Source organism: Sessilibacter corallicola (genome assembly GCF_021290925.1).
Classification (GTDB): domain Bacteria; phylum Pseudomonadota; class Gammaproteobacteria; order Pseudomonadales; family Cellvibrionaceae; genus Sessilibacter; species Sessilibacter corallicola.
In genome coordinates, this window is the sequence record NZ_JAJSLX010000002.1 from 1,421,294 (window position 1) to 1,439,250 (window position 17,957).

The 17,957-nt window shown below is 41.4% G+C and carries 17 protein-coding genes; 8 read left to right on the forward strand and 9 right to left on the reverse strand.

Going from position 1 to position 17,957, the window contains the following annotated elements:
• Window positions 1-100: 100 nt before the first annotated feature.
• The 6 genes from LU361_RS13465 to LU361_RS13480 form a co-directional block, all read right to left on the reverse strand.
• Window positions 101-463, reverse strand: coding sequence for a hypothetical protein (locus tag LU361_RS13465; RefSeq protein ID WP_233089350.1), 363 nt, complete (start codon window positions 461-463; stop codon window positions 101-103).
• 132 nt (window positions 464-595) lie between these two features.
• The gene (locus LU361_RS20360; protein ID WP_350338015.1) at window positions 596-853 is read right to left on the reverse strand and encodes a helix-turn-helix domain-containing protein; all 258 of its coding nucleotides are present in this window, start codon (window positions 851-853) and stop codon (window positions 596-598) included.
• Window positions 787-978 (reverse strand): hypothetical protein, encoded by a 192-nt coding sequence (locus LU361_RS13470; RefSeq protein WP_233089351.1) that lies wholly within the window; start codon window positions 976-978, stop codon window positions 787-789. Before LU361_RS13470 ends, LU361_RS20360 begins: the two co-directional genes overlap by 67 nt.
• 360 nt (window positions 979-1,338) lie before the next feature.
• Window positions 1,339-1,473 (reverse strand): hypothetical protein, encoded by a 135-nt coding sequence (locus LU361_RS20215; RefSeq protein ID WP_286206478.1) that lies wholly within the window; start codon window positions 1,471-1,473, stop codon window positions 1,339-1,341.
• Between the two features lie 357 nt (window positions 1,474-1,830).
• Window positions 1,831-2,529: an ion transporter gene (locus tag LU361_RS13475; protein ID WP_233089352.1), complete on the reverse strand. Its 699-nt coding sequence runs from the start codon at window positions 2,527-2,529 to the stop codon at window positions 1,831-1,833.
• Window positions 2,530-2,532: 3 nt separating this feature from the next.
• Window positions 2,533-3,150, reverse strand: coding sequence for a BRCT domain-containing protein (locus tag LU361_RS13480; protein ID WP_233089353.1), 618 nt, complete (start codon window positions 3,148-3,150; stop codon window positions 2,533-2,535).
• A 703-nt stretch (window positions 3,151-3,853) separates the two neighbouring features.
• Between LU361_RS13480 and LU361_RS13485 the strand changes: the two genes are divergently transcribed.
• A complete protein-coding gene (locus LU361_RS13485) occupies window positions 3,854-5,797 on the forward strand; it encodes a DNA topoisomerase III (RefSeq protein ID WP_233089354.1) in 1,944 nt (647 codons plus the stop codon).
• 317 nt (window positions 5,798-6,114) lie between these two features.
• Here LU361_RS13485 and LU361_RS13490 read toward each other — a convergent pair whose 3' ends face one another.
• The gene (locus LU361_RS13490; protein ID WP_233089355.1) at window positions 6,115-6,819 is read right to left on the reverse strand and encodes a hypothetical protein; all 705 of its coding nucleotides are present in this window, start codon (window positions 6,817-6,819) and stop codon (window positions 6,115-6,117) included.
• 326 nt (window positions 6,820-7,145) lie between these two features.
• On the opposite strand from LU361_RS13490, the gene LU361_RS13495 reads away from it, so the two are divergent.
• Both LU361_RS13495 and LU361_RS13500 read left to right on the forward strand, forming a co-directional pair.
• On the forward strand, window positions 7,146-7,682 hold the full coding sequence (locus LU361_RS13495) for a DinB family protein (protein WP_233089356.1): 537 nt from the start codon (window positions 7,146-7,148) through the stop codon (window positions 7,680-7,682).
• 246 nt (window positions 7,683-7,928) lie between these two features.
• Window positions 7,929-9,203: an NAD(P)/FAD-dependent oxidoreductase gene (locus LU361_RS13500; RefSeq protein ID WP_233089357.1), complete on the forward strand. Its 1,275-nt coding sequence runs from the start codon at window positions 7,929-7,931 to the stop codon at window positions 9,201-9,203.
• 163 nt (window positions 9,204-9,366) lie between these two features.
• On the opposite strand, the gene lhgO is transcribed toward LU361_RS13500, so the two are convergent.
• Window positions 9,367-10,632 carry an L-2-hydroxyglutarate oxidase gene (gene lhgO / locus LU361_RS13505; RefSeq protein WP_233089358.1) on the reverse strand — a complete coding sequence of 422 codons (1,266 nt, stop codon included), beginning with the start codon at window positions 10,630-10,632 and terminating at the stop codon, window positions 9,367-9,369.
• Window positions 10,633-11,564: 932 nt separating this feature from the next.
• Here lhgO and LU361_RS13510 point away from each other — a divergent pair.
• The 5 genes from LU361_RS13510 (at window position 11,565) to LU361_RS13530 (ending at window position 14,423) form a co-directional block, all read left to right on the forward strand.
• A complete protein-coding gene (locus LU361_RS13510; RefSeq protein ID WP_233089359.1) occupies window positions 11,565-11,834 on the forward strand; it encodes a hypothetical protein in 270 nt (89 codons plus the stop codon).
• Between the two features lie 297 nt (window positions 11,835-12,131).
• Window positions 12,132-12,776, forward strand: a complete 645-nt coding sequence (locus LU361_RS13515) for a DUF2589 domain-containing protein (protein ID WP_233089360.1) — start codon at window positions 12,132-12,134, stop codon at window positions 12,774-12,776.
• Between the two features lie 206 nt (window positions 12,777-12,982).
• The gene (locus LU361_RS13520) at window positions 12,983-13,519 is read left to right on the forward strand and encodes a DUF2589 domain-containing protein (protein ID WP_233089361.1); all 537 of its coding nucleotides are present in this window, start codon (window positions 12,983-12,985) and stop codon (window positions 13,517-13,519) included.
• Window positions 13,520-13,525: 6 nt separating this feature from the next.
• The gene (locus LU361_RS13525) at window positions 13,526-14,167 is read left to right on the forward strand and encodes a DUF2589 domain-containing protein (protein WP_233089362.1); all 642 of its coding nucleotides are present in this window, start codon (window positions 13,526-13,528) and stop codon (window positions 14,165-14,167) included.
• A gap of 34 nt (window positions 14,168-14,201) precedes the next feature.
• Window positions 14,202-14,423: a hypothetical protein gene (locus tag LU361_RS13530; RefSeq protein ID WP_233089363.1), complete on the forward strand. Its 222-nt coding sequence runs from the start codon at window positions 14,202-14,204 to the stop codon at window positions 14,421-14,423.
• 98 nt (window positions 14,424-14,521) lie between these two features.
• Here LU361_RS13530 and LU361_RS13535 read toward each other — a convergent pair whose 3' ends face one another.
• Window positions 14,522-17,551: an ExeM/NucH family extracellular endonuclease gene (locus LU361_RS13535; protein ID WP_233089364.1), complete on the reverse strand. Its 3,030-nt coding sequence runs from the start codon at window positions 17,549-17,551 to the stop codon at window positions 14,522-14,524.
• Between the last annotated feature and the right edge of the window lie 406 nt (window positions 17,552-17,957).

Here is a 17,957-nt window from a genome sequence, read left to right on the forward strand (position 1 = left end):
TGCTAAGAAGTTTTGTGGTAGGGGGCAAATATTGAAGTGGAATTATAATTGCCCCGAGACCATTGATTTTGTTACGTTTTATTGATCCAAATTGGCAGGATTAGAAAATCAATGGGTGAATCAGGTCGCCATAGGCCCAAGTGATAGTACCCCAAACCAAAAGAATGTTAACAAATACATGAATGATACTCAGTGGGCGACCCTCCTCATTCCAAATTTCCACCATTTTACTGAAGTCGCCGTCATTAGGTCTTGAGAAATATTGGTTAAAATGAGATTCCCATGAAAGTCTAAACTCCACCATTATTGCGAGCATTACCACTAGCGCTCCAGACCTCTGATACCACACCTCTATTGGCTCCAGCACTATGTCCGGTTTGAAGTAGCCAGGTATGATCATTGTTAAATACGCCAATGCAATAAGCGCCCACTCAACTCTATATTTCTTAATACTGCCCCACATAAATAATCCCAAAAATATGTATTAAAACAAAGGTTGATCAAAAGCTTAACATTTGAGCACTAGAAATGCTTTGGGGTTCACCACAGGTGGATCATCCAGGCAGAGAGGGCACAGAAATTTTGATATTGTGGTTTATGATCCTTGAGTATTAATTTTATTCCAGAGTCCCTTTCTTCTGAGTAGGCATTCTATGGCTAGTAAAGTTTGCTTTTGCAGGGGACGAGATCTTGTTTCGATATTTGAAACTTGCTTCGATGACCAACCCAGCTCTTTAGCAAGCTCAGGCTGAGAGAGGGAGAGCAACTCGCGCCCCCTCTCAAAAATTACTGCTTTTTTTCGTTTAGCGCAGCCTCGATTGCCTGGCTCCATTCTTCGGCTGTAATGCCCCATTCTGCGCAGTCAGACTCATCGGCATTCTCTGGTGCATGAGGAGCTTCTAACTCTTCAATACTGTTCATGTCAAAGCAAGCTGTTGCGAACTCTTTTACTTTTCCTTCAAGATCGTTAATAAGCATTTTCGATTCTCCGTCTCGTTGTTTGATGATGTAACTATAGAACAGAGTTCTAGTTCGCGCAAGAACTTTGTTCTAGTTTGTATGAGGATACTGTAATTTATTTTTATCAATCTTTCAGTTTTTATACGTGTATGAATATACAGTGATAATGCTCAACTATACGCCACATTGTATGGCTGTTAAATGAGGTGCAATACAGGTGATACACTCCCCAAAGCCCGGCATTAAGCTTAAAAAGCAATCAAATATCGCCGTGAGTTTCGCGTGATGGTGGAGTGCAATTGCGTACATTTATATACAAATACCTGTCAATCGGTAATTTTAATTCCTTATAAATCAATAACTTATGAATCTCATTTGTCAGACGATATGGCTTCGAACCACTTGGTCGGGGGTTCGAATCCCTCCGGGTGTGCCATTTCGTGCGGTACCTAGCGTTTCTAAAAATTCCCAGTGTCTAATAAATCGCGAATCGTCTAATAAAAAATGTTCCACGCTTACTGCGTTGGTTTTATTTTTTGGGTTATCGGATGCAGGTTCTTTTATCGTTTTATTTGTCTGTAAAGACTAAAAGCTCTTGTACGTAAATCACTTGCAGTAAACCGATATCAGTATCAACAGCTTTTTACTCTAATTTCAGCCAAACAAAATCAAAGCTTATGTTTGCCCAAACGTTAACGTCTTCTTGTATTACTTACTTTTAATCCTGATGGTGGATTTATACCTGCCCATTTCATATATCTTTCTAGTTGGTTTGCTGTGCCAAATGTTTCTAAAATTAGACAATCGAGTTTTTAACCATTTTTCTAAACTCGTGATGGTTGCGTATGTCGCGCCAAATTCATTATATATTTAATTTTTACTCATCGCCGAAGCAATTAATCCAGTTGGAACGGCAACAATGCCTAATCCAATCATTAGTACAAAGAACGTAAATATTCTGCCGCCTACTGTGATGGGGTACATGTCGCCGTAACCAACGGTAGTCAATGTTGTGACTGCCCACCATAAACTATGAAAAACTGACTGAAAGAGTTCGGGTTGAGCTTGGTGTTCAAAGTAGTAGATTCCTACGGCTGATAGGTACAACATAATTGCAGACATAAAACCAAATAAAATTAATTCTTCTTTTATTGATTTTAGCGCTGCAGAGAAGTGATTTATCGCTCGGCTATACTTCAGTAGTTTTAATATTCGAATGAGTCGCAATAATCTAAATATGCGAACTGCCCGTAAGTCGATTGTGGTTGCTAAATAAAAAGGCAGTATGGCAATTAAATCAATAATTCCGTAGAAGCTAAATAGGTAGCTTACTTTACGTTCACTGGTGGTTAGTCTAAGCAGATACTCAACAGTAAAGATGAGTACTGTAACCAATTCAATGATGTCTAATACTGATTTTGTAGTACTTGAAAGATTGGGTAATGTGTCAATTGAAAAGCTAATTAACGATACAATAATAAGTACTTGTATCGTTAAAGCAAATTTTTTACCTATACCGTGTTCTGGGGTGTTTAGAATATTTCGAACTGCAATAAACGTAGAACTCATAACTTACTTCTTTAAAATTTCACTGTCCCAATGGTCTTCATTTACAATGACAATTGGAGCACCTTTGCTTTGATACTCCATGGCTTTTTCAATTTTACGACCAAATGTTTCATGTGCCCAGCTATCGGTAACGTATTGTCCGATAACTAAGTAATTTAAGTCTAACGTCACATTTTTAGAAATAACCCCGCCGAGATCTTTAATTCTCTCCTCACACTTCTTACGGGTACCAAATACGAAAGTTCCTGTGAGTAGAAACTTGTTGTTAGGGAAATTTATTTCCGGTTGTGGCTCATCAATTGGTAGGTTCGTGCTCTTGCAGATTTCGCCTATTTCGGACTTGTCCCCAGAAATTTTAAGTAGAATGTTAAAAAGTTCTTGCGCTTCTGACTGATCTACGACACCGTCTTCGAGAATATCTTTAACTTTGTCGAGTAAATTGATAATTATTGGATTCTCAGTAGTTGAAGAGTTTTGAATCAACCAGGTTAGCAAAAATTCTACTTCGGCTTGGTTGATGGAGCCATCGGCTATCAATCCCTTTGCTAAACCAATTAGTGTGTCTGTTTGACGGTCTTGAATTCCTTTGCTGTTGTATCGAGTGAATAGTGAAAAATCCATTCGTTAATTTCCTTGCTAGATATTAGTGATGCCTGGATCATAAATAAAACCGAACGTTAATTCTCTTTGCGGACCCTGTTGGATTTAGCGGGTTTGGCGTGTATTACAACTATTTAATAAACACAAGCCGATACATTATCTGTATTTATAACGCTGAGAACAGGCTTAACACTTCACCTGAAAAATTAATTCGCGATAAATTGATGGCGTTTTTTTTGATCGATTTTTATACATTGAAGTGTCAGTTTGATGATATATATCTTCTACTATACGCAGAAAGTGTAGGTTAATTTTTGTACAGGTTAAGCTCTTGGAGCGGAAATACCAATTATACTGTATATATAAACAGTATAATTGATTGGAAAGGGTATTGAGAAGCCGCAGCCTATTTAGAGTGAAATTTAGCTTAAGTGTATTTTAATTGATCGAAAGTGTGCGTAAATGATCAATTTTATATGAAATTATGGTGCATGATATGTTTATAAAAGTGTTATACTGTATAAATAAACAGTATTGTGTGTTTCTTTCTGAATTCAGTACGGATTGAAGGTCGGGTGGTTGACTGGTATTTTGCAGGTTCATAAAGAACCGTGATTTGAATCGATTTAATGGTATAAAAGACGAACCCAAGCTATGCCTCAAAGCGAACCACTGACAAAAAAGTTAACGATAATCAACGTTAAAAATTCATTTGAGGCCCTCAATGATTCTCTATATCGCTGAAAAGCCGAGCTTAGGTCGTGCAGTTGCACAGGCGTTGCCTAAACCCTATAAAAACGGTGATGGGTTTATTGAGTTGGGCAATGGTGATGTCGTTAGTTGGTGCATCGGGCATTTGCTCGAACAAGCTGAACCAGAAGCTTATAATCCAGATTATAAAAAATGGAACTCTGATCACCTCCCAATCATTCCAGAGTCGTGGAAATTAGAGGTAAAATCCAAAACCCGAAAACAATTCACTACGCTAAAAAAGCTCATCAAAAAAGCGGATGTATTAGTTAATATTGGTGACCCTGATCGCGAGGGTCAGCTCTTAATTGATGAGGTCATTAATTATTGTGGCGTCTCCAAATCTAAAATAGCCTCAACGCAGCGCTGCCTTATCAGTGATTTAAACCCTGCGTCTATTAAAAAATCGTTAGCAAACCTGCGCAATAATACTGACTTTATACCGTTGGCAACGTCGGCGTTGGCGCGTGCGCGTGCAGATTGGTTGTATGGTTTGAATATGACTCGGCTGTGTACGGTGCAGGGTCAAAAATCTGGTTTTAGCGGAGTTTTATCGATTGGCCGTGTTCAAACTCCGCTCTTAGGCTTAGTCGTTAAGCGTGATTTGGAGATTGAAAATTTTGTATCCAAACCTTTCTATGAATTAGAAATAAGTCTAACAACCGAGCAGGGTTTTACGTTTAAAGCGAAATGGAAACCGAGTGACGCTTGTCAGCCCTATATGGACGAAGAAAATCGCGTATTATCTCGTAAGCTGGTTGAAAACGTCGCTTCCCGAGTGCTCAATAAAACCGGTGCTATTGCCAATTACTCTGATGAGCTTAAAAAGCAAGCTCCGCCGTTGCCGTATAACCTATCCGCGTTGCAAATTGATGCGGCAAAGTTATTTGGTTTGAGTGCAAAACAGGTACTCGATACCTGCCAAAATTTGTATGAAAAGCACAAATTAATTACCTATCCTCGATCGGATAATCGGTATCTTCCTGCAGATCATTTCAAAGAAGCAAATCAAGTTATTGCGGCGATAACATCGGTTGATGGGAATTTAACTAGTATCGCGAATCAGGCCGATACACAGAAAAAATCCAAAACTTGGAATGACAAAAAAGTCGATGCACACCATGCCATAATTCCTACTCGCAAAAAGTCCGGCGCAACGTTATCTGCAACAGAGTCGAAAGTTTATAACTTAATCGCTCGTCAGTATTTAATGCAGTTTCTCGATCACTTTAATTACCGACAAATACAGATTGATTCAATTGTTGAGGGTGGCCTTTTTATCTCGAAGCGAAAAGAAGTTGTTAAAGAAGGCTGGAAAATAGCGTTACTCAATAGCACAAAATCCAAAGATAGCGACAAAGAAGACGATAATTACGCTAAAAGCAAGATGCCTACATTAAAAGTGGGTGACTCAGTCACGTGTACTGATGCATTAATTCTCGATAAAAATACGACTCCGCCGAAACGTTTTAATGATGCATCACTGTTGTCGGCAATGACAGGAATCTCCCGTTACGTAACCGATCCCGAAATTCGAAAAATCCTTCGTGAAACCGACGGCATAGGTACCGAGGCCACAAGGGCTGGAATTATCGAGCTGTTATTTAAGCGTAACTTTCTTGCACGACAAGGTAAGGAAATTCGATCAACTGATATTGGTAAACAATTAATTCAGGCGCTTCCTGAGTGTGTTGTTACACCCGATATGACCGCTCAATGGGAATCTCAGTTAGAAAGTATCAGCCAACGCGCATTGCGTTACGACCACTTTATGACGCCGATGGTACAAAGCCTTACCAGTCTTATCGATGAGGTGAGCCAAGTTCGTTTTGATGGCTTAGCTGGTAAGGGCACTAAAAGCTGGGTAAGAAAAAAACCTTCCACGGGAAAACGAAGACGACGGAAAGCTAGTGCTTGAATATGGCGAATACCGGAATTATCTAGGCTTCGACGACCGGAATCACAATCCGAGGCTCTACCAGTAGTGAACCGAGTTAAATAAGCTTAAGCCGACCAAGTGGTTCGAAGCCACCTACTCTAGTTGCCTAATTTAAGAGGGTACACGCATACATTATAAAGGATAAATTTCAAAACCGAAATATCAAGCCACTATTGCCGAATTCCTTCATTTCCGTACTTCTACCGTACCTCTATACAAATCGTAATTAAAACTCGCAGCGTTTATCCGGCTTAAAATTCTATAAACTTTAAGCCGTATATCTGTGTGACGGCAGTTTACTGGCGCCACAACAAATAAGGTTTTTCTCCGGGTGAACGCTTGCTGATAACTATCCAGTCGGAGTCTTCGAAGTTGTCGTCAATTAATGTCCAATCAATGCGTAAAAATAAATCTTCGTAGCCGTCAAAATTAAAGTCGCCACGGGCAAGCAGTACGTATTGCGATTGTATGATTTCATCTGAAACCAGTGTTTTGTTTTCTTCTAATATTTTAACAGTTTTATCTTTATTAATTAACGGCGATTTTTTTTGGATGAGTTCTAGGCTTTCTTCACCAATATAAGGGTTTGCTGCCGCAGTAAGTTTTGCAATATTAATTTGTTCCAAGGTTTCTGGAAAATAGCTTTTGGATTTTTCCGGCGCTTTAAAAAATGCTTTTACGGCTTCGCAGGAGGCGGAATATTTTTGCCAATCGCTGTATGCCACGTCTTTTAATTTATGAGGATTAATAAACTCCATTTCATAACAGCTGGCGGCTGGCAGTTCATCGTTATTGATGGCTTTAAACGTGATGTAAAAATCCAAATCTTTTGTGTGATTATCAAATAATACACCTTCGTCGGGTTCTGGATTCATCCATTTTTCGCTCAGCGATGAACCCACCAGTGATTGCGGTAATGATGAACACGCTGTCAATAAAATTAACGATGCTGATAGCGAAGCTTTGAAAAATGTGTTTTTTAATAGGTTTATGTGGCTCATTTTTAAATCTACTCTGGTCTTACAGTACCGATGTTAATCAATGGTCTAAATCCAAATTATTGGAGTATTGTAACTGAATGCATGTAACCATCAATTTGCACTAATGTTTAAAATTTCTGAGTGGTCTACCCTGAATTTACGTTTAGTTTACTTTAATGACTAAGTATTTAATCGGTATTAAATTACACTTTCTTTGTTTTCTGGTTGTCTATTAATTGGTTTAATTTTAATCAGAGACGTTAAATATGGTTTCGGAATGTGTGGGTTTCATCTACACTCATATTTCCAGGCACTGATGTATTATTTCTGACACATTAGGAGGCACAATGCCTTTGTCTTATTTTCGGCTATTGGCGAATCACAATCAGCGAATGAATAACGATATTTACGACGCTGCCTCTCGACTTGCCGAAAAACAATTACCCCACAACAACAATAAAACATTCACTTCAATAATCAGTACACTAAATCATATATTGGTGAGCGACACCATCTGGCTCAAGCGATTCTCACAGCATCCAGCTAAGCTCAGCTCGTTGGAGTATGTTCAATCGTTGGATAATCCTTCTGCTCCCGATGTTGTGCTCTACGAAGACTTCTACGAACTGTCTCGAATTCGTCGTTTAATCGATGCCATGATTATCCAGTTTGTTCAAGAATTGTCAGATAACCTTGTTGCGTCTCCAATGACCTACAAAACCGTGCGCGGCGAAAAGAATACCAAGTTGTTTGGTCACTTGTTGCTGCACTTTTTCAACACGCAAACCTATTATCGCGGAAGGGCATCGGCGTTGTTTTCTGAGGTCGGAATCAATATTGCTGTCAGTGATTTGTTAATGGACATTCCTACATTGGATCGTTAAGCCAATATCTTTGGTTCTGTATTGTTGATCCTTTTCTTCCAGTGAGCTTGTGTTTTTATTGTTCACAAGCCCTAGCAATTTTTTCTCATTAATACTGTGACTGTTTTCCTATCTGCCAGGTAGCGCCCAAATAATTAAGAAAATTTTAATTTATGAAAATACAGTATAAGCTCTTTTATATTAGTTATATTAGAATTAGAATAATCTGAAATAGTATGATTCTTCATTAACGATGAGACTAAAATAATGGCTGATATTGTGGTATTAGGCGCAGGGCTTGGTGGACTGCCAATGGCCTATGAAATGAAAGACCTGGCCCGTGCGGAAGATCGAATCATAGTAGTCAGTGACAAAGACTATTATCATTTTATTCCTTCTAATCCTTGGGTAGCGGTGGATTGGCGTAAGCGAGAAGAAATTACCGTAGCGATAGAAAAACCGCTTAAGCGGCGCAAAATTGATTTTAAAGTTGGCAAGGTCACCGAGGTTCACCCGAGAGACAATTTAATCGCCTTCGAAAACGGCGAAACCTTAAGCTACGATCACTTGGTTATTGCAACCGGTCCTAAGTTGGCCTTCGATGAAATTGACGGTTTGGGCCCCAACGGATTTACCCAATCCATTTGTCATATTGATCACGCCGAAGTAGCGCGCGATAAATGGTTGGAGTTTGTTAAGAAACCTGGCCCGGTGGTTGTCGGTGCGGTGCAAGGGGCGTCGTGCTTTGGCCCAGCCTATGAAGCCGCGTTTATCATGGATAAAGATCTTCGTAATCGTAAGATTCGTGACCAAGTTCCTATGACCTTTGTTACCTCAGAACCGTTTGCGGGACACCTTGGGCTAGATGGCGTGGGCGACAGTAAATCGATTATGGAATCTGAGATGCGTTCGCGGCATATTGATTGGATTTGCAACGCAAAAGTCGACAAAGTAGAAGACGGCATCATGCACGTTATTGAGTGCGATGAATCTGGCCAAGAGAAAAAACGACACGAACTTCCGTTTGATTATTCGATGATGCTCCCTGCGTTTACCGGCATTGATGCGGTTCGCAATGTTGAAGGTTTGGTAAATCCGCGTGGTTTTATTGTAGTTGACGACCACCAATGTAATCCCACGTTTAATAACATTTGGGGTATTGGTGTAGCGGTTGCCATTGCGCCACCAAAACCAACACCGGTACCAACAGGTGTGCCAAAAACCGGCTTTATGATCGAGAGTATGGTTACTGCTACGGCGCATAATATTCGAGCGTGCTTGGACGGAAAAGAACCAACCAAAAAAGCAACCTGGAACGCGATTTGTTTGGCCGACATGGGAGACACAGGCATCGCGTTTGTTGCCATGCCGCAAATTCCTCCTAGAAACGTAAGCTGGATGAAAGGCGGCAAATGGGCACACCTTGCCAAAGTAGGTTTCGAAAAATATTTTCTGCACAAAATTAAATCCGGCGTGAGTGAGCCGTTATACGAAAAATTTGTGATGAAAACTCTGAAAATAGGAAAACTTAAATCCGAATAATCGGATAACTTTGCTGTATAAACTCAATGATTCTATAAATTCAGTGGCACAGATCGGCGGTCTGTGCCATTGAGTGCTTGAGCTTGTATTTAATGTCGTATCTGACGTGTGTAAAACCTAGAAATATAAAACATAAAATATAGAAATATAAAACGTCGAAATATTAAGCGGGTTCGACGTTTTTGTTTTCGTTGGTAGTGTTTGTTTTGTCGGTGCAATTCGGTTGGGTAATTTTATCGACAATGTATTCGCCAATTGGAATTGCCGACGTTGCCGCAGGCGAGGGCGCATTGCACACATGCAAGCTGCGTGGGCTTTGGGCAAACAAAAAGTCGTGCACTAAACTGCCGTCGCTTAATACCGCTTGTGCTCTTACACCTGCTGGATAGGGTTGTAAGTCATCCAGTTTTAGATCAGGGCAATATTTTTGAACCCGTTTGAGGTAGCCGGGTTTCCATAAAGAGCTTTTGTATTCTTCAAGCCCGGTTTTAAAGTTGTTCTTAATAACCTGCCAATAACCTTTAAACGACATCATATCGGCAACATCTTTAACGCTGATGTTAACCTTTCCGTAGCCTTCTCGTTTCCACCCTAAAACAGCATTCGGTCCAACGGTGACAGTACCGTTAATCATGCGTGTTAAATGTACGCCTAAAAAGGGTAAATCGGGGTCGGGAACCGGATAAATTAGGTGATTGACTATGCGATTGTATTTTTCTGGCAGTACATAGTACTCGCCGCGAAAGGGAATGATTTGAAAATCCGTAGGAATATTGAGCATTTTGGTAATGCGATCGGCCATTAAGCCTGCGCAAGAAACCAGAAATTTCGTTTGAATGACGTGGGTTTTATGCTGATTTTGAAGATGTACGGTGATGGATTCTGAATCTTCTTTTAATTGCGTAACCTCCGAATTCAGAATTAATGTGCCCGAGGCACTTTCGAAAGTTTGTGCCATCGCCTTGGCAATTTCAGAATAATTCACGATACCTGTGCTCGGCACCATGATAGCACCCAAGCCTGCAATGTTAGGTTCGCGCTCTTTTAAATCGGATTTACTGAGTAAGCTAGCTTCAATGCCATTTTTTAGGCAACGTCTGAACAACGCCTGCATTCGTTGAAGTTCGATTTCATTGGTGGCAACAATCAGCTTGCCGCACTGATCAAATGGGATACTGTTTTTCTGGCAGAAATCTATCGTGGCTTTAACACCGCGTTTGCAAAAATCGGCTTTTAAGCTGCCCGGAGCGTAATAGACACCGGCGTGAATAACACCACTGTTGTGACCGGTTTGGTGCTGCGCGACTTGTGCTTCTTTTTCGATAACGGCAATTTTTTTATTGGGAAAGCGCTGCTGGAGTTGCATTGCGGTCGATAAACCAACAATTCCGCCGCCAATAATTAAATAATCGAAGTTTTCGCTATGCATGGTCAGGAGCCTCTGATTCCTTTGGTATTTGAAGGGTTCCAGTTTCTCCTTGTTTTTAGGAACAGCTATTTTTAGGAGCGACTAACTTTCGGGAACAACTAAGTTTTCGCTGTGCGATTGTTCAGTTTTGGAATGTCAACTTAGAATCTACAGAAAAATCAACCAATTAGCCAAAGGTTTAATGGATAGCGCTTGTACGTTGCTGTGGTTAAAAATATAAACATCTGTGTCGTTAAATGCAATGGTGATCGAGTTTTCTGCCATGACATACAACCACATTATAAGAATAGGGCGGGTAATAACCGGTTTACTTTGAACGGTTAACCTTTATTCGACATAAACAATATCGTGAATTGGCGTTGTGTTTTCATCTATTTCAAAAAATATGACCCGATTCTTTTATGCCGATAGAGCAATAAAACTACCAGGTTGTAAAAACTCACGTTAAACCTTTCTGATATCAAAACACATGTTATGGAATTTCAGTTTACCGATAAAACCGAATTTTGAAAGACAGTGAACACTTACAAAGCCAAGCTAACTTTCGCCTCTGTTTATACTGTCAGTTAGACAGCAGACAGGTATTCACTGATCTGAGCCTGTGTTACCTTTTTCATCGGTAGCTGATGCTCGGTATTTACTGTTTGTTATTTACTATTTGTTATCAACAACAGCCATTAAAACTCATGTGTGCGGTAATTAGTTTGGTAATTGTTATTGCCAAAACAACATGGGTGATAACCAGTCGGTCAATTTATTTATTAATTCCGGCGGGTTATAGAATTAATTAAAACTACAATGGGCTGTTTTATTATAAATCGAAATCACCAACAACAAATTACAAGATGACGGTTTATATTGCTTTAATTAGTGGGTATATTTCTGTATTTAAAATGCCTACCGGGCTTATTTTTCTTTTTTAGGAAACTGAAATGGGAATTTTTCTCCAGGTTAAAAAGGCTTTTTCTCAGAAATTAACCCCCTATTTGTTGCGTTTTTCTACTAAAAATCGCAAAACAACGACTGAGCTTTTTGTTCGTCCCAGTGTTTTTCCTGTTGTGGTGCCACCAAAAGCTTACCAAAGCGATGACGTTTCTGTTTTATCTTTAGGCCCTGAAGACATATGTGAACACCAACGTTTCGCCGTGAACGTACTGATAAAAAAAGGCGCCAGATTGCACTCAATTCGATCTCTATCTTAGACCTTTAATTCAGTCCTTAGCTTTAGAAATAATAAAATTTGCACTTAAGTAGGATTTATTCTTCGGTGAATCTTGCGGCGTTAATTGAAAGAACGTAAGGTTATGGTTGATTCAATGTCAGGATACACAGAGTAATCATACCTATCCTATCCATTTAATTCTGATCTGAGCGGTAATGTTTAGATCTCTTGACGTATTGTTATCGAAATCGAAGCAGCGCACGTTAATTGCAGAAAATTTTACCGTAAACAGACTCTGGTTGTCGCAGTTCTATAAAAATATTCAAAAGGTGGCGATATGACTGGTTTAGTTTCAATGGCCCAGCAATTCAGTGGGCTTCCCATCAAATCTTTAATTTCTGCTCCACTCAATGCTGCAACAGATGCTAACGGGCGCATGGCTCGATCGCAGACGCAATTTATGTTGTCGACGTGTTTCGATAAAGATTCTGGCGGCCAATTAACGCCGATAATGATCACGTTTAAAATGACGCGCTCGGTTGTAAAACCCGACGGTACCGCCGGTACGCCGGTAGAATTGCAATTCGATTTACCGCTGTTGACCATTATTCCATTGAATTCTTTAGCGGTTGACGACGTTAAGGTTCACTTCGAAATGGAAGTAAAAAGCTCACACTCTACCGACAAAGAAACATCGAAAGAGCAAAGCCTTGCGGCTTCTGCTGACATCACAGCAAAATACAACGCCGGTTTATTTTCTGTCGAAGCGCATGCTTCAGTGTCTTACGATTCCAAATCGAAGTCATCCACCAAAGAACATTACGAGGCGTCAAATCAAGCAAAATACGAAGTCGATGTTCACGCCGGGCAACTGCCACTGCCGAAGGGTGTAACCACTATTATTGACGCGTTTACCAAAAACGTTGCGCCGATTATGCTCAAGCCTGAAAGCTCAACAACTACCACCACAACAGACGGTTAACCAACCGTTATACACTACGCACCTGTTCTTTAATTAACTGCGGTTTCGTTTCAGGTGCGTAATATTTTTATTAACACAAATTTGCGTTTACCTGTAGCTGCAAATCATTTTAAGCTTAACGGTATCTTCTATATTCCATTACAATCGTACCTGCACAGCTGTGTTATGATTGCCGTAAATTGTGTGTTGGGGGTTATACGAGTTTCATGATTAAATTTGAATCTCTTGTACGGGCCATTCATAAAAGCATTAATGATGCCGCTAAATCCGTTGAGGCCGATGGCATTCGCCATCTGGAAAAATTCTTTTATCAGGTTGATGAAAAAGGCGAGCCAATTCCTGATGAAGCCGACGATCACACTGACGGCAGTCAACATCAACCTGTTCGCGAGTTTAAAACCGGTGGCCGTTATCAGCCCAAAACGGTTTCTATGGAATTTCCGGTTCGTAAAGAAGACAGTGTAGAAATCGTCGAAGTAGAAGTGCCTTTAATTGTGCTTTCACCGATTAGCACGCCGAAAGTGACCCAGGCAAAATTCACCGCTGAAATGAACGTCAGCTCTGATAAAGAAGGCAACATTCAAGTCGATTTTGCCAAATCCCAAAAAAGCTGGCTCAAATCGGGTGAACCCGTGGGTAATACCCGCATCGAGTTAACGATCGAGGCCAGTGAATCACCCGAAGGTTTGCAAAAAGTCATTGATGGCTACGAGCGGGCCTTGCGTGCCCAAATTCCAGGGTAATTGCTAATGGCTGATGAACCCAAAAAAGTCATGGCGGGAGATTTCAGTGGCTTGCCATTAAAAGCACTTATTGGTGCGCCTTTAAAAGCCACCGCTGATGCCAACGCCATGCTTGCCCGATCACAAACTCAGTTTTTGCTGTCAACCTGTTTTGATTCCGTCGACGGTAAACTGCGACCAAAAATGCTTAACTTCAATTTAGAACGCAGCGTTGTTAATGCCGACGGAAGCTTGGCCGACAAAAAGGCCAGCATGGAAATCTCGATTCCATTGATGACGCTCATTCCTATGAATTCTCTTGCTGTGCAGGAATTAAACGTTGCGTTCGAAATGGAAGTAAAAAACTCAACGGAATACATTCACAAATCTCAGTCGCAGCAGAAAAACGAAGCCACGGGTGATATTTCCAGCCCGTATGAATCCGATAAATTTTCAGTAGAAATGCACGGCACGCTCGCTAGGTCCCGAAAATCCGAATCCTCTGGCAGTAGTGCCGTTAAGGACAATTCTTCTGCTCGCTACGAAATTACAATGAAAGCAGGGCAGTTGCCGCTGGCCAAAGGTATTACCACCATCATCGATATGTTTGCAAAAGGTATTGCACCCATTCAATTAAAAGCAACCGATGATAAAAACTCAGATGAATAATTAAATTTTTAACGATAAACAACGGAGAGCAACCATGAGTTTCCATCATTCCATTCCCTGTCCTGATTGCGGATCTGATATTTTAATTGAATCCACGCAGCTGTTGTCCGGAGGAAGTTTTCGGTGCTCGAATGTAAATTGTACTGTGGCGATATCATTGGACGATCCAAAAAGCGTATCAACCGTAACATCGGCGTTTGAAAAATTCGAAAAACTGAAAGAAGAGAGTTTGTCCCAGGCGCAAAATACTGACTAATTGCAAACGTATAGTTAATTGCAAATACAGTTACATTAACACTAAAAAAGGAGGCCGAAGCCTCCTTTTTTGTACGAGTTATGCCGTTATAGATTCGGCTAGTTTTGCGTACCTAACTGCAAGGTAACAATGACGGGGTCATGGTCAGAGCTGCGGTATGGCCCAACAGTGGTGAAATCAATTAAATCGCCGTTGGCCGGGTTGTAAAACGCCAGTGCGCGGTCGTAAGTCAATTCAAACAATTCAATACTGTTGATGTTCCAATGGGTTAAATCCACCACAGAATTAAACGCCGCAGGCGACGCTAAAATGTGATCGAGCGAACCGACTTGATCATCACCAAAGAAGTAGAACGAGAAATTGTTTGGATCAAACGCGCTAGCAACGGATTGATAACCAAAGGTGTTGGTAACCGGCACAGAATTGCCGTTGTCTAACTCTGTATTAACCGCCGTAGTAATGGTGTAACCGCGAGTGGCCGGATCGTAATCGGTAAGAATGGCGAGTGCGTCTTCTTGCGAGTAAGTATTTAAATCACCAAGAATTAATAATTTCTCAGGAAGATTCATAGCCGCCAATGAATTACCCAATTCAATTGCTGTTGAAACACGGAACGCACCGCAGCTGCCTTGAATTAAATCCAGCTCGGTTGGGCTGTTGTCATCTTCAAAACACGTCGAACCTTTTGATTTAAAGTGGTTTACCACAACCGCGAATTGATCACCCGTGGCATTGTGAGTAAAGGTTTGTACTAAACTGTTACGCTGGCGAACCGTACGATTACCATTTTCTTGTGTCGGCAGAGGAATGCCTGCCAGTGCCCCTACAGGCGTAACCACTGCTGGCTTATAAATGACCGCGTTACTGATGGCGTCGGTGCCAGTAATGCTTGTGTCATTCGATTGCGCGTAATCATAAATCGTTGCGCCTAAGCGTGCGTTTAATTCATCGACCAGTTGTTTAATTGCGCTGTCATTACCAAATCCGTCGTTTTCGATTTCAATCAAACCGACAACGTCAGAATCAATGGTTACCAAGGCTTCAATAATTCGAGCTTGTTGCAACGCGAATTCTTCAGCATTGGCTGCGCCGCGATTTTCTGGGAAATCAAACGTTACGCCATTGCTTGTTACTTCACCGTTAAAGTAATTAAGCACGTTGAAACTCGCAATAGAAACATCACCGGCAACAATTTCTGGCGCTAGTGTGCGGGTTGAATTAATACTGAATGTCGATTGTGTCGGATTAATGCGGTAATTACCGAACGCAAACTGGACTGGGCCAGTCGCAGAAACAGAATCACCCACGCGCGGTGCGTTATCGTAATTCAGGCCGTTGAATGTTGGTGTGGAGTAATAGCTGATTTCAGCTGGGAACGTTAAACCGTTATTATCTTCAATTAAAATAATATTAGCGGTTAAATTTGTTACGGCAGCGTCGTATTCTGGACTTAGTGGAACGGCTACATCGCTTGGCGTGCGTTTTACGGAGTCACTTAAGAACATTTCACCAAAACGCGTGAAATTATCCAAACTGAAAATCGTTGCGTTTGATACCGAAGCAACCATGCCTTCCACAGTTTCTAAGTCGAAAATTCCTTCGAAAGGAACCGGAATAAACACCGGCAAAATTGTTTCAGCGGCAACGCCACAATCCAATTGCTCGATTAACGTCAGCTGGCTGTTGGCAAAAAATTCCGATGGCGTCCCCGAAATTCGAGCAACATCGCCAACGGTAAGGCCTGAAACTGGAGTACCGACCACAAAAATACCTTCAGAGGTATTGGCGTTATTATCAGAATCGCTGGGCTCTTCTTGTAAGAAAAATCCTGTGCCGCGAATACCGGTAACAATACCTTCAACAACAACGTCGGCAGTACCCGTAACTGTTGCGCCAGAACCTTGAACCGAACTGATTAATGTGGCCGGATCAAAACACGCACCGATGGCAACGGGTGGTGTTGTACTGCCACCGGTTGATGTAAACGTACCAATCGGTAGTGGGAAGGCAGCGGTTGCGTTGCTGGTTTCGCCGTCCCAGGCATTACGGCCACTGAACGACCAATCGTTAATTGCGAAAGTGCCACCGTTAGGATCGGTATTATTGATTCGGTAAGCCCAACCGTCCAAATATTCCCAAGGTTGGTTGGTGCCATCAACATTTACTTCGCCAAAAACATCAATCACTTGACCGTTTTCAAACAACTCTACCGCGTCGTCGCCATTAATGGTGGCAACCCCAGTTTCAAAAATAACACCGGGAGTAAAACCAAAATAAGTATCAAAGCCGGCAATATTGGAGGTTACGTAAATATAACTACCAGCGCTTACGGCAATACTTGGGAAGGTAAATTCTTGGCCGTCGGTGCCGCCGCCGTTATTGGCTGAGCCTATTCCGTAAATGGATAAATCGGCGATGTCTTGGCCGATATAAATTTCGATGCCTTTGGGTAAGCCGCGAGCTAAAGGGCCGTCGAACGCTGCGGTAATTGTCATCGGTGCCGCTGTTGATGGTGGCGGTGGGGGAGGAGGCGTTGTGCTACCGGCGCTAAATGTACCGACTGGCATTGAAACAGAGGCACTGGCATTGGTGATTTCGCCATCCCAGGCATTGCGGCCACTGAATGACCAATCGTTGATGTCAAAAATACCGGCGTTTGCTTCGGTGTCATTGATTCGGTAAGCCCAACCGTCCATGTATTCCCACGCCTGGTTGGTTCCATCAATGGTGATTTCTCCGAATACATCAATGACTTGGCCGTTTTCAAATAATTCGAACGCGTCGTCGCCGTTAACGTTGGCAAAACCCGTTTCAAAAATATGCTCAGGTGTAAAGCCAAAATAATCGCTAAACCCAACAATGTTGGAAGTCACATAAATATAAGAGCCCGCGCTAATGCTGGTGCCGGAAAAGGTGAATTCTTCACCGTCGCTACCGCCGCCATTATTGGCTGAGCCGATTCCGTAAAGCGTGATATCCGAAATATCTTCGGTAACGTAAATCTCGATTCCTTTCGGTAAACCATTGGCCAACGGACCATCATAGGCGCCAGTGATTACCATGCTAGCGTTTGCGGCAAAGCTCGCGCCTAACAACATGGGTACAGCAAGTAAGTGATTTTTCTTCATTATGTTGAGTACCTTTCTAGGGCTTTGTTAGTGAGGAAATGGGCAGACATTTAAAAGCTGAGAGGCTAAAAAATATTAGAATATAACGAAATAGATATATATGGCTCGGCAGTATAGCGAATTAAAACCGGAAAAATAGGCTTGTGAAGCGAATGTGATTAATCTGCCGCAATCACATAAAAGTGACGCAAATTGCAAATTAGTTTATATCGAATCAACGATTAGCCGTCGATTAAAAAATTATTTTAGTAATAAAAGTTTTTATGATTACGTAGGCGACATGTTCTTTTGCCGAGGTTTGTACAGAGTTGTGTCCGCAAGTGTCCGATTGTGTCCGAACTTATAAATAGTCTGTCCGGGTTTGAATGTCCGGACTGTACCAAGCAGACAAAATAATTAATGTAAT